Here is a 13,362-nt window from a genome sequence, read left to right as displayed (position 1 = left end):
CAGACATAGATGATTCAAAAAATAAAAGAGATATTAGGTAAGAATAAATGGCCACTTACATTGGTTTTTTGCCTTATGTTGGCTTTTTACTTCAGTTTACCCACTAAACTTTTCGCCCCTAATTATAGCGCTGTTTTATACTCAAATAATGGCAATTTACTTGGAGCCCACATAGCTAACGACGGCCAGTGGCGCTTCCCACAAATAGATTCAGTTCCTCATAAATTCGAACAAGCCATCATTCATTTCGAGGATGAATACTTTTACTATCATCCAGGTTTTAATCCCATTTCCATACTAAGGGCTTTGAAGCAAAACATCAGTGCTGGAAAGGTTAAAAGTGGCGGCAGCACAATCACGATGCAGGTTATTCGCTTGGCACGCAACAAAAAACGAAACCTCTTCAATAAGTTAATAGAAACCATTCAAGCCACACGGCTCGAATTACGCTATTCTAAAAAAGAAATACTACAACTATATGCAGCACATGCTCCCTTTGGTGGGAATGTGGTTGGTATTGAGGCAGCAGCATGGCGCTACTTTGGTCGGCCTTCACATCAATTATCCTGGAGCGAATCAACACTATTGGCTGTTCTTCCTAACGCCCCTTCCTTAATTCACCCAGGTAAAAATCGTGAAAGATTATTACAAAAAAGAGATCGACTATTAGGTAAACTACTCACTAAAAATATCATTGATTCAACTGAATACTATTTGGCTTGTGCCGAACCATTACCTGAAAAACCATTGCCCTTACCAATGAGTGCTCCGCATTTGCTTGACAAGCTGATGAAAAAAAATGGTAATTTGGCTTTTAAATCAACACTTGATAAAGAACTACAAATAAAGACCAACCAAGTAATTGACAACTTTTACAAGGTATATCAACACAATGAAATTCATAATTTGGCAGCAATAATTATCGATAACGAAAGCAATAACATACTAGCATATACCGGCAATGCCATTTCATCATCGGGTAATTATGGGCACAAAGTTGATATTATTACCTCCAACAGAAGCACTGGCAGTATATTGAAGCCATTTTTGTATGCCGCAGCATTGGAAAATGGCATTCTGCTTCCCAAAATGCTTGTTGCTGATATCCCAACCTATTACAGTGATTTTGCTCCTAAAAATTACACCTTGCAATTTGATGGAGCTGTCCCAGCGCACACCGCCCTCTCACGCTCCCTAAATGTTCCAGCTGTTCGTTTGCTGCAAGAATATAGAGTCGAACGTTTTTATAATCTGCTAAAGAAGCTTAATATTTCTAGTTTCAATAAAGCTCCCTCGCACTATGGCTTATCACTTATTCTAGGCGGAGGTGAGGCAAATCTTCTTGAATTATCGTCGGCCTATTCAAGTTTAGCTCGATCGCTATCAAACTATACACTAAGTAATTCTCGATATAAATCAACGGATATATCCATCGCTCAACACCTTAAAAGGGATAAAAAGGAAACAGTTATATACACTGATAATCCACCAGCATTATCGGCAGGAAGTATTTATTATACAATGGAAGCGCTCACCAATGTGCAACGACCAGATGAGGAAACAGGTTGGGAGAATTTCTCTTCAGGCCGCAAAATTGCCTGGAAAACAGGTACAAGTTTCGGGAATCGTGATGCCTGGTCAATTGGCGTTACTCCCAAATATACAGTTGGCGTTTGGGTTGGGAATGCAAGTGGTGAAGGTCGTCCGGGTATTATTGGTGGCAGTGCAGCCGCACCAGTAATGTTTGAGTTATTCAGAAACCTCCCAAGCACTGCTTGGTTTGAAACACCCTATGATGATTTAGAGCCTATTTTAGTGTGTCGTGAATCAGGGCACAAAGCGTCAAACATTTGTCTTAATACCGATACCGTTTATGTGCCTTTATCCAATAACGATATGCCTGTTTGCCCATATCATCAAATCATACATCTCGATAAAGAACATAGATATCAGGTTAACGCCAATTGCTACCCCATTAATCTAATAGTACATGAGTCGCGCATGGTACTACCACCACTCATGGCATGGTATTATCAAAGTAAAAACCCAGCATATAAACCTCTGCCTCCTTTTAAAGAAGGCTGCTCTGGATGGCTCCAGTCACCACTTGAATTAATATATCCAAAAGAAAATGCAGAACTTCTTGTGCCCCGCGAAATAGATGGTTCTCTAGGCCGCATTGTATGTAAGGCAAGCCACCAAAATAGAAAGGAAAAACTATTTTGGCATTTAGATGATTACTATTTGGGTCAGACACAATACATACATCAAATGGAAATTGTGCCACAAGAAGGTGCTCATATACTCAACATTACCGATGAAAGTGGGAATATGGTTCATCGCTCCTTTAGCGTTCCTTCCAAAACACCTCATTAAGCTTGAACAATACGGCTTAGTATTTGTAAGTTTAATAAGACTTAAATAGATAGAATAACTTTTAATAAGAAGTTTATAATTGATCGGAAATATTAACTTTGTCTTTCGTGCCTATAAAACAGGGAAGTATAGAAAATTGTGAGCATTAGGTAGGCAAGCATTCACAGACAAATAAAACATTAGATATGAAGAACTTTCTAAAAACAACTAAAGTAAAATGGACGGCAACCATTGCGGTGGTTTTCGTTATGTTATTTGGCTTATATAGTTTTAATGACGATAAGCGAAACTTCGAAATAATTAAGAATCTTGACATTTATTATACCTTATTCCGCGAGCTAAATAGCTACTATGTGGATGAGACTCAACCAGAAAAGTTAATTGCAACCAGCATAAATGAAATGCTTGAGTCACTTGATCCCTATACAACCTACATTCCTGAGTCGGATATGGAAGATTTTAGATTCATGACAACTGGTGAGTATGCGGGTATTGGGTCACTTATTTCAAAACGCGAAGAACATGTTATAATTGCTGAACCATATGAAGGTTTCCCTGCAGCTAAGGCTGGATTAAAAGCTGGCGATAAAATACTAGCGATTGACGATAAGAATATGGTTGGTAAAAACACACCTGACGTAAGCGACTTATTGAAAGGATCTGCGAACACCTCACTTAAAATAAAGGTTCAACGACCAGGTGAGAAAAAGCCAATGACTTTTGAATTGAATCGTGAAAAAATTCAAATAAACCCAGTGCCTTATTATGGTATGGTTAATGATGAAACTGGTTTAATCATGCTTAATAATTTCACGCAAGATTGTAGTCGTGAAATAGAAAAAGCCTTTTTAGATTTACGTGACAAACATGGAGCTAAAAGCGTCATTCTTGATTTACGCGCCAATCCGGGAGGTTTATTAGACGAAGCGGTTAAAATAGTTAACCTTTTTATACCTAAAGGCCATGAGGTAGTTAGCACAAGAGGAAAGGTTACTCAATGGGATAAAGTGTATAAAGCCAATCGTCAACCAATTGATACGGTAATGCCTTTGGCAGTGCTTATCAGTCGTGGATCGGCGTCTGCATCGGAAATTGTTTCAGGTGCTTTACAAGATTTAGATCGTGCTGTAATCATTGGACAGCGCTCATTTGGTAAAGGCTTGGTTCAAACTACACGAAACCTTTCGTACAACGCCAAACTTAAGGTCACCACAGCTAAATACTACATTCCTTCTGGTCGTTGTATTCAAGCTCTGGATTATTCGCACCGCAACGATGATGGAAGTGTTGGTTTAATTCCTGACACTTTAATTTCTGAATACCTAACACTTAACGGACGTAAAGTTTATGACGGAGGTGGTATTTCTCCTGACATTAAAGTGGAAGCAACAAAATATTCCAACATTACTTTTGCTACTGTTGCACAGCAAGTGGTATTCGATTTTGCAACGGATTTTGTGATCAAAAATAAAACCATCGAAACGCCCGAAAATTTTAGTATTTCGGATGAAGTATATGAAGAATTTACAAACTATGTGATGGCGCGCGAAGGATTCAGGTACGAATCATTATCACAAGATAAGTTGAAAACTCTGATTAAAACAGCCAAAAGAGAAGACTATTACGACGCTGCAAAAGAAGAGTTTGAAAAACTGGAAGCGATGTTAAAATTAGATGTAAAGAAAGATTTAAACCTTTTCCAGGATGAAATCAAGGAGTTAATGGCACTTGAAATTACAAAGCGCTATTATTATCAAAAGGGCGCAATTGTTCTTGGTTTAAGAAATGACTTGGAATTATCTGAAGCTAAAGATTTATTGCAAGACGAGTCGAAATATTCAGACCTGTTAAACGGGCAGATGATTAGCCATGCTGGTGATAAGCGATCGATGAAATAAGATATACAAATCATCATATGAAAAAGGCTCGTTTATATAAACGAGCCTTTTTTTATTCTAAAAAATTGAGCATTAATGTGCCTCTAACCAGTTCTTTCCTACCCCCATATCTACTTCCAAAGGAACCGATAATTTAATAGCTCTCTCCATTTCTTCCTTAACAATTTTCATGACAACATCTTGCTCCGATTTTAAAACGTCGAAGTTCAATTCATCATGTACTTGTAAAATCATTTTCGACTGGATATTTTCCTCTTCAAAACGTTTTTGAACATTCACCATAGCTTGCTTTATAATATCAGCAGCTGTGCCCTGAATTGGCGCATTAATAGCATTGCGCTCCGCCATACCACGCACAACTCCATTTCGCGAATTAATATCACTCAAATTACGCTTACGATGATATAAAGTCTCAACAAAGTTATTTTCCCTCGCAATATTTACAGATTCATCCATAAAAGCTTTCACACCAGGAAAACTCTCAAAGTAGCCTTCAATAATTGCTTTTGCCTCTTTACGAGGAATGGTTAAACGCTCGGCTAATCCAAAGGCTGATATTCCGTAGATAATTCCGAAGTTGGCTGTCTTGGCTTTTCTTCGCATATCGGCATCCACCTCATCCAAGGGCACTTTAAATATTTTAGCAGCAGTGGCAGCATGAATATCCTCGCCTCGATTAAAGGCATCGATCAAATGTTCATCTTTACTAAAATGAGCCATCAAGCGCAATTCTACTTGTGAATAATCGGCAGATAGAAAAACCCTGTCCTCGTCGGATGCCGTAAATGCCTTTCTAATTTCTTTACCATTATCATCCCGAATAGGAATGTTTTGTAAGTTGGGGTTTGTACTACTTAATCGGCCCGTAACAACAATTGCTTGATTGTAGCTCGTGTGAATTCGATTAGTTGAAGTATTTATTAATTTAGGAAGCGCTTCTACATATGTATTCAAGAGCTTAACCAAACCACGATGCTCCAAAATAGCTGGTATTATTTCGTGTTTATCCTTCAATTTCTGAAGCGTCTCCTCATTGGTACTGTATTGACCTGATTTTGTTTTCTTGGCCTTCTCATCAATTTTTAAATGGCCAAATAATACTTCGCCCACTTGTTTTGGACTAGCAATATTAAATTCCATTCCAGCCAATTCTATAATCTGCTTTTCAATGGCAATTATTTTTGTGCGTAACTTGGCAGCAAAATCATGTAAAGCTTTATCATCCAAGGTTACACCCTCAAATTCCATGTCAGCTAATACAGCAATTAACGGCATCTCAATTTCATCAAACAACTGTTTTACATCACTCTCTGCAATTTCAGGCATAAACTTCTCGGCCAACTGCAAGGTTATGTCCGCATCTTCAGCAGCATAATCGACTACAGCCTCAGGAGATAAATCACGCATGTTTTTTTGCTTCGCTCCCTTTGGCCCAACAACAGATTCAAAACTTACAGGTGTGTAATCCAAATAAGTTTCCGCCATAAAATCCATATTATTCTTCATGCCAGGATATAGAAGATGATGCGCTACCATGGTATCAAAATATGGTCCTTTAACATCAATGCCATATTTTTTAAGCACTAACATATCGTACTTTAAGTTTTGAGCAATTTTCAAGACTTTCGAATCTTCAAAAATTGAACGAAAAGACTCTACAAAGGCAGTTGCTTTTTCTTTATCGGAAGGCACAGGTACATAATAGGCTTCGTTCGCTATCCAGGAAAATGACATTCCTACCAAATCGGCCTCCATTGCATTAACGGAAGTTGTTTCGGTATCAAACGAAAAACGATCCTGAACACTTAATTCAGCCCTTAACGAAGCCAACTTCATTTCACTATCAATCAAATAGTAATGATGAACTACGTCATTTATAGTTTTATGTGATGTATAAACTTCTTCTTCAACATTTTTATCAGAGTCAGCAGCAGGCGCTCCAAACAAATCGCCTTGCACCGGCGCTGAGCCGAATAATTTATTTACACGCGAAATTAAATTCTTGAATTCCAGTTCCTCAAAGAGTTTATTAACTGCATCCATATTTGGCTTCTCACGCTTCAGTTCTTTCTCGTTCAATTCAACAGGAACATCTAAACGAATGGTTGCCAGATGATATGACAACCTTACCTGTTCTTCGAAATTAATCATGTTCTCCTTCTGCTTACCCTTTAGCTCCTCAACATGCTCATAAATACCATCAATGCTTCCATAAGCATTAATCATATCCTTGGCACGCTTCTCTCCAACGCCCGGGCAACCTGGAATATTATCAGCAGAATCGCCCCATAGTGCTAAAATATCAATTACTTGTATAGGCTTCTCTATGCCAAATTTTGCTTTCACCTCTTCAACTCCCCAAATATCAATGCCACCACCAAAACTTCGAGGTTTATACATAAAAACATTGTCCTTAACCAACTGGGAATAGTCTTTATCCGGAGTCATCATATAGGTTTCAAAACCCTCTTTCGAGGCTAAAGCCGAAAGCGTACCAATTACATCATCCGCCTCAAAACCATCTTTTACAATTACCGGTATGTTTAATGCCTCAATTACAGATTTAATATAGGGCACAGATAATTTAATATCTTCGGGAGTTGCTTCACGGTTGGCCTTATATTCGGGATATTCCTCATGCCGAAAAGTAGGGCCAGAAGGATCAAATACAACAGCGATATGAGTAGGATCTTCCTTTGTTAAAATCTCTAACAGCGAATTGGTAAAACCAAAAACTGCTGATGTATTAAAACCCTTTGAGTTTATACGAGGATTCTTTATAAATGCATAATAAGCTCTATATATCAAGGCGTAGGCATCCAACAAATACAACTTCTTCTTTTCTTCCGACATGATTCAATAATTTTTTCTAAAGATAGGAAAATACACTAAGTTGAGCGATGCACAAAGATTCATGTCAGGATAAAATTAACATAGCCATAACAGAATTTCATTGAACCAATTGAATTCATAAACTGTTTGTAATTCATAAACCAATAATTAACACGCATATGAAACGAACCATAGGAAGATAATTCTTAAATCGGAGAGTCTCCATGTTGGCGAGTTACATGTGTCAAATTAAATTTAAAAATACATTCACATGAAAACAATTTTAATAGCTGTTATTAGTATTTTCTCAATTACAGCAATAAGTAGCCAGGAAAAATCTGTTGACACACAAAAGAGCACATTACATTGGGATGCCCAAAAAGTAACCGGTGAACACAATGGAACAATTAGTTTTAAAAATGGGCAACTACAGTACAAAAACGACGAGTTGACCAGTGCGACTTTTGTTGTTGACATGACAAGCATTACCTGCTCTGATATTGAAAATGAAGAATATAACAAAAAGCTTGTCGGTCATCTTAAATCAGATGATTTCTTCGGAGTTAGCACATACCCCACTAGCAAACTAGTAATTAATAAGTTTAGCAAGACTAAGAACGGTTATATTGCTAAAGGCAATCTTACCATTAAAAACAAAACCAACCCGGTTGAATTTGAAGTTACTTTGGTGGATAAAAAACTTAAAGGAAAACTAGTTGTTGACAGATCACTATATGATGTAAAATATGGATCGGGCAAATACTTTGATAATCTGGGTGATAAAATGATCTATGATGAATTTGAACTGGACTTTGTTGTTTTAGCCAAATAGAAACATATACACTATTTACGTTACATAATGCCGGAAATTATTCCGGCATTTTTTATTTGTTATACAAGTTTTTTTTGAAAATGTCAATAGGGCAAGGTACGATATCTCACAAAAAACTTGGGAATTCAAAAAAAAATTGCTTGATTCGCCGTCAGGGACTCCAAAAAAAACAACCAATCATTTCGAATCAAGTAAACCCAATTATTGTGAAAAAACTCATCAACCTTAAACTTAAGGGTCGGTTATTGTTATTTACACTTGCCTCATTTACTATTATTTACGGTTTTAGTCTTGGATTTATCAGTCTAAACCTCAAGAAAAACTCATTAGCGGATTCTAAAGAAATTATCAACTCAAACGTTCAAGAGTATCGTAACTTAATTCAGGCAGATTTAAGCCAGGTATTACGCGGAACAATAACAATTCGCGACATCTATGAGCGTTATGAAAACATCGATGAGGACGTACGAAATGATATTTTAAATGATATACTCTACGGTTGGCTTGAAAAAAACCCAAGTTATCTTTCTACATGGCAAACCTGGGAATTAAACGAAATTATTGATGGGTACAACTTTCGTAACGGTCGCGATAAGAATATTTATTTCAGAAATCCACATACCGGTCAGATAAACGAGGTTCATGAACGCGTTGACATGAACAATGATGAAATAACTTCTGAATATTACATATCAAGACAGAATAACCGTCTGGAGATGTGGGATCCATACTACGATAAAGTTACTGTTGAGTTAGAAGGAATTCTAATGACATCAATTGCTGCACCAATCCAAAAAAATGGTGAATTTATTGGCGTTGTTGCCGTTGACATCAGCTTAAGTGCAATGGAAGAAATTATTTCGGAAATTAACACATACGAAGGTGCCATTTCATTCTTTTTAGCTTCGGATAAAAGGGTAATAGGACACACTAACAAAGCATTTGTTGGTAAAAACTTTTTTGAAGTTATGGAGCATGATACGATTCGATTTGAATCGGCCATTTCAGAAACACAAAACAATGCAGTTTCGCAATTTGAATATGTTAATTCGGAAGATGGTGAAACCTACTACGTATCTTTATCTCCTGTTACTGTTGAAGGTGTTGATAATATTTGGTCAATTGGGATTGAAGTACCTAAGAAAATAATACTTAAAAAAGCAAACCTTCTGCTTTCTACAAGTCTTGTAATAGGTATTGTTGGTCTTATTCTACTCTATATTATTATCTACATATTGGCAACAAAAATTACTAACCCAATTAAAAAGAGCTCAGAGATTGCGCGTGAAATTGCCAACGGTAATTTAAATGTTGAGATTGAAGCAAACGAAAATAGAACTGATGAAATTGGTGAATTAAGCTCGGCACTAAACGACATGGTTCATAACATCAAACGAATCATAAAGCAGATAATTGAAAGCTCAAATGAGATTGATAATTCTAGCAATGAACTTTCAAGTTCTTCCAATGAATTATCTGCAGGAGCCTCCAACCAAGCTGCATCGGCTGAAGAAATATCATCATCGATGGAAGAAATGGTTGCTACCATACAGCAAAATAATCAGAACGCTCAGCAAACACAATCCATTGCGGCTAAAGCGGCTGAAGGGATGAAAGATGGATACGAATCAACAAAAATTGCTGGAGATTCAATGCACATTATTGCGGAGAAAATTACCATTATTGAAGAAATAGCCAAGCAAACTAATATACTTGCATTAAATGCTGCGGTTGAAGCTGCCCGAGCAGGAGAGCAAGGCAGAGGTTTTGCAGTTGTTGCCTCAGAGGTTAAAAAACTGGCTGAACGTTCACAAAAAGCGGCCAATGAAATTGTAGACCTTACACAAAAAACCGTTGAAGTATCTGAGAAATCAGGCCAACAATTAGGAGATATCATCCCTGACATAGAAAAAACTTCTCAATTGGTTCAAGAAATAACAGCATCGAGCTACGAACAGCAAAGTGGTGCTGAACAAGTAAATAAAGCCATTCAGGAACTGAATGAAGTGACTCAACAAAACTCTGAATCGGCTACCCTATTTACTGATAGTGCAGCTAACCTAACTCAGTTGGCAGCAAAACTAAAAGAGATCATTGCTTACTTTAAGTAAAAATCATTTATACTCATCGGATGAATATTACAAGATGTTAATATTCATCCGATGATTACAAGAACAAAAAAAGACAGCAGGTAATGATAACTCTGCTGTCTTTTATGGTTAAGGGGGTTGATATGCAATAAGGCAACCAATCTGCACTTATTGTAACTATTAATAACAATAATTAAGCCAAAGCCACATTTTTAAAAAAATATTTAAACAAAAAAAACACATTCAAGGATATGAATGTGTTTTTTTATACCAACTCTGTATATTCCTAAATCTCTTCAACAGCCTTAAAAACTCTCAAAAAATTACCACCCCATATCTTATTAATATCGTCTTTGGTATAACCGCGTTTCAGTAATTCTGAAGTAATTTTTGGAAAATCAGCTACATCCTGACAATCAGCCAAACCTCCGCCTCCATCAAAATCAGAACCTATACCTACATAATCAATGCCCACCAAATCAACCACATGATCGATGTGATCAACAGCCTGAGCAATTGTTGGTAATACTGGAGGATAATCCGTATTGATTTGATCCCATTCGGCCCAAGCCTGCTTACGTTCTTCATCGTTAGCGTACTTAAAATTATTATACTTTACACGCAACTCTTTACGCTTTATGAAATTCATTGTTGTAGTATCTTCTTCCTCTATGTAGGCACCTAATATGCAAATCTGAATTACACCTTCATTTTTTGCCAAAGCCTTAATCATATCGTCACTCATATTACGTGCATGTTCGCAAATAGCCCTTACCGAAGAATGAGAGGCGATAACAGGTTTATTACTTAACTCAAGCACATCGTAAAAAGCCTTATCCGAAATGTGAGAAACATCGATTAACATTCCCAGTCTGTTCATCTCTGAAACAACATCTTTTCCAAAAGAACTCAAACCATTATGCTCTGGCCCTTTCTTATCAGTTGAAGAATCGCAGATATCATTATTCTTTGTATGAGCAAGCGTAATATAACGAATGCCTCGTTTATAGAATTCTTCAACTCGCGAAATATCCTTGGCCAAAGGAAAGCCATTTTCCATGCCCAAATAAATGGCTCGCTTTCCATCTTTAGATAGCCTATACACATCTTCAACTTCAGTTGCTATCTCAGCTTTATCAGCATATTGTAAAAGGGCATTCTCAGTCGAATCTATCATCGCATGTGAGATAGTGTAAGCTTTATCGTAATTCTTCTCAATACGTTCTCGTTGACTCGTAAAAACTGCAAAAAAGATAGCATCAAGGCCTCCTTTTTCCATTCGGGGCAGATCAACTCTACTTGAGGGAGCCTGATGTTCTGCTCCAATGTCAAAACCCTTGTTAATAAATTTCATTGGCGTATCGCAATGTGTATCGATTGTGATAGCCTGCATATGCACACTTTGGACATCCTTATTTAGACCAGTGCAATAACTTAAAACAAATACTGTAGTCAGTGACAAAAAAACAATTGATAAATATCTCATGGAAGTTTATTTTAGAAACAGCAATTTAATATTTAAAATACTTTTCAAACACTCTTATAAGATTTTTGACAAAAAACCTTAGTCAAGAAATAATTAAACAGCACTTTATATTCCTATCTAGTCAATATCCAAAAGGTGTTATATCTTTGATTTCTATTAATTCAACCTTCTCTTTCACCTTGCGAAAGGAATCAAACTAATTTTTGTATTGCTTCGGCTACATCCACCATTAACCACATTGGCGTTGAAGTTGCACCACACACACCTACTGACCTAACGGCATCGTTAAACCATTCTTTATTTATTTCATCTGGTGAGGACACAAAATGAGATTGTACGTTACTTTCTTTACAGGCATGAAACAGCACTTTCGCATTACTACTTTTTATTCCTCCAACAAAAACAATTACACTGTGTAAATGCGCGAATTCTTTAATGCGAGGAACACGGCCCGTAACTTGTTTACATGTAGTGTTGTGCCATCCAAAGCTTGCTTTTGAATGCAACTCAATCTCTTTAATAATTAGCTTTAATTCATCCGGATTTTTGGTTGTTTGAGCAAACAACTCAATTGGTCGTGAAAAATCTATCTTACTTAAATCATTTATACTCTCAATAACAATGGCTTGATCGTCGGTTTGACCAACCAGGCCATTTACCTCGGCATGCCCAATCTTACCAAAAATAAGCAATTGTCCATTTACTTTAAGCATTTGCTGATAAGCCTGCTTTATTCGTTGTTGTAATTTCAACACAACCGGGCAAGTTTGATCTTCTAATTTAAGGCCTGCCTCTATCACTTTAGAATAAGTAAGTGGTGGTTCTCCATGGGCTCTAAACAGAATAGTCCCATTAATATCACTAAGTTGATCGTGCGAGATAACCTTCATGCCGAGATTGCGCAAACGTTCTGATTCAGCTTCATTGTGCACGATATCGCCAACACAATAAAGTGGAGCGCCATTTTGCAATAAATCCGTAGCTGCGTTTATAGCTTTCTTTACACCAAAACAAAAACCTGAATATTTATCAATCTCAACTTTAATCATGGAACTAAGCTAGGTTACGCTCTTTTAAAACATCCAAAATCCATTGCAGTTGCTCAGGTTTAGTCATATTACCATTATCTAAAACCAGCGCATCTTCTGCTTGTTTTAATGGGCTTTCAGTACGCGTACTGTCAATGTGATCGCGGCTTTTTACATTCTGCAAAATGGCTTCCAAAGAAATACTTGTATCAGCCGGATTTTTTGCCATTAATTCATCGCATCTACGTTGAGCACGTATTTCGGGCGATGCCGTCATAAACAGCTTTAAATCGGCATTAGGAAACACCACGGTACCAATATCTCTGCCGTCCATCACAATACCACCTTCTTTGCCCATGGCTTGTTGTAACTCAACCATTCGATGGCGTACAAAGGCAATGGTACTAATGGCACTCACATTGTTACTTACCTCCAACCCACGAATCTCTTCTTCAATGCTTTCTCCATTTAAAAAAGTTTCGTTAAGCTTGGCATCAGCATCGTATTTGAAAGTGATGTTAATGTCATTTAACTGAGCTTTTAAGTTTTGCTCGTCAATTCCCGATTCACCAATTATACCATTCTTCATGGCAAATAAAGTTACTGCCCGATACATTGCACCAGAGTCAATATACACATAAGCCAATACTTTAGCCAAATCCTTAGCCACAGTGCTTTTCCCACAAGACGAATGCCCATCAATGGCAATTACTCCTTTTTTACCGCTCATTACATCATTTTTATGAATGCTTGCAAAGTTATAAAAATTACTTTTCGATACTTAATTGATACAAAAAATGGGCAACCTATTAGGCTGCCC

8 protein-coding genes are annotated in these 13,362 nt (G+C 37.1%); 4 read left to right on the top strand and 4 right to left on the bottom strand.

What is annotated here, in order from left to right:
- The first annotated feature begins 9 nt into the window (after positions 1 to 9).
- Positions 10 to 2,376: a penicillin-binding protein 1C gene (gene pbpC / locus ACRD7B_RS03650; RefSeq protein WP_430823112.1), complete on the top strand. Its 2,367-nt coding sequence runs from the start codon at positions 10 to 12 to the stop codon at positions 2,374 to 2,376.
- Positions 2,377 to 2,561: 185 nt separating this feature from the next.
- Entirely contained in the window at positions 2,562 to 4,274 is a 1,713-nt protein-coding gene (locus ACRD7B_RS03645) for a S41 family peptidase (protein ID WP_430823111.1), read from the top strand.
- 72 nt (positions 4,275 to 4,346) lie between these two features.
- Here the strand turns inward: ACRD7B_RS03645 and polA are convergent, their stop codons facing one another.
- Complete coding sequence (gene polA, locus ACRD7B_RS03640; RefSeq protein WP_430823110.1) at positions 4,347 to 7,127, bottom strand: DNA polymerase I; 2,781 nt, start codon at positions 7,125 to 7,127, stop codon at positions 4,347 to 4,349.
- 250 nt (positions 7,128 to 7,377) lie between these two features.
- Between polA and ACRD7B_RS03635 the strand changes: the two genes are divergently transcribed.
- Together ACRD7B_RS03635 and ACRD7B_RS03630 are read left to right on the top strand one after the other, a co-directional pair.
- Positions 7,378 to 7,938 (top strand): YceI family protein, encoded by a 561-nt coding sequence (locus tag ACRD7B_RS03635; protein WP_430823109.1) that lies wholly within the window; start codon positions 7,378 to 7,380, stop codon positions 7,936 to 7,938.
- 206 nt (positions 7,939 to 8,144) lie between these two features.
- Positions 8,145 to 10,049 (top strand): methyl-accepting chemotaxis protein, encoded by a 1,905-nt coding sequence (locus ACRD7B_RS03630; RefSeq protein WP_430823108.1) that lies wholly within the window; start codon positions 8,145 to 8,147, stop codon positions 10,047 to 10,049.
- A gap of 265 nt (positions 10,050 to 10,314) precedes the next feature.
- Here ACRD7B_RS03630 and ACRD7B_RS03625 read toward each other — a convergent pair whose 3' ends face one another.
- The 3 genes from ACRD7B_RS03625 to cmk all read right to left on the bottom strand — a co-directional run bounded on the left by ACRD7B_RS03625 (position 10,315) and on the right by cmk (position 13,272).
- On the bottom strand, positions 10,315 to 11,514 hold the full coding sequence (locus tag ACRD7B_RS03625; RefSeq protein WP_430823107.1) for a dipeptidase: 1,200 nt from the start codon (positions 11,512 to 11,514) through the stop codon (positions 10,315 to 10,317).
- A gap of 191 nt (positions 11,515 to 11,705) precedes the next feature.
- Entirely contained in the window at positions 11,706 to 12,563 is an 858-nt protein-coding gene (locus ACRD7B_RS03620) for a 4-hydroxy-3-methylbut-2-enyl diphosphate reductase (RefSeq protein ID WP_430823106.1), read from the bottom strand.
- A gap of 4 nt (positions 12,564 to 12,567) precedes the next feature.
- Positions 12,568 to 13,272 (bottom strand): (d)CMP kinase, encoded by a 705-nt coding sequence (gene cmk / locus ACRD7B_RS03615; protein WP_430823105.1) that lies wholly within the window; start codon positions 13,270 to 13,272, stop codon positions 12,568 to 12,570.
- Positions 13,273 to 13,362 lie beyond the last annotated feature (90 nt).

This window comes from Carboxylicivirga fragile (genome assembly GCF_050589805.1).
GTDB lineage: Bacteria > Bacteroidota > Bacteroidia > Bacteroidales > Marinilabiliaceae > Carboxylicivirga > Carboxylicivirga fragile.
This window is presented reverse-complemented; position numbering and strand designations above follow the sequence as displayed.

Excerpts from the sequence above, each read along its gene's own strand:
- pbpC (WP_430823112.1), top strand. The coding sequence starts at position 10 with ATGATTCAAAAAATAAAAGAGATATTAGGTAAGAATAAATGGCCACTT.
- ACRD7B_RS03645 (WP_430823111.1), top strand. The coding sequence starts at position 2,562 with ATGAAGAACTTTCTAAAAACAACTAAAGTAAAATGGACGGCAACCATT.
- polA (WP_430823110.1), bottom strand. The coding sequence starts at position 7,127 with ATGTCGGAAGAAAAGAAGAAGTTGTATTTGTTGGATGCCTACGCCTTG.
- ACRD7B_RS03635 (WP_430823109.1), top strand. The coding sequence starts at position 7,378 with ATGAAAACAATTTTAATAGCTGTTATTAGTATTTTCTCAATTACAGCA.
- ACRD7B_RS03625 (WP_430823107.1), bottom strand. The coding sequence starts at position 11,514 with ATGAGATATTTATCAATTGTTTTTTTGTCACTGACTACAGTATTTGTT.
- ACRD7B_RS03620 (WP_430823106.1), bottom strand. The coding sequence starts at position 12,563 with ATGATTAAAGTTGAGATTGATAAATATTCAGGTTTTTGTTTTGGTGTA.
- cmk (WP_430823105.1), bottom strand. The coding sequence starts at position 13,272 with ATGAGCGGTAAAAAAGGAGTAATTGCCATTGATGGGCATTCGTCTTGT.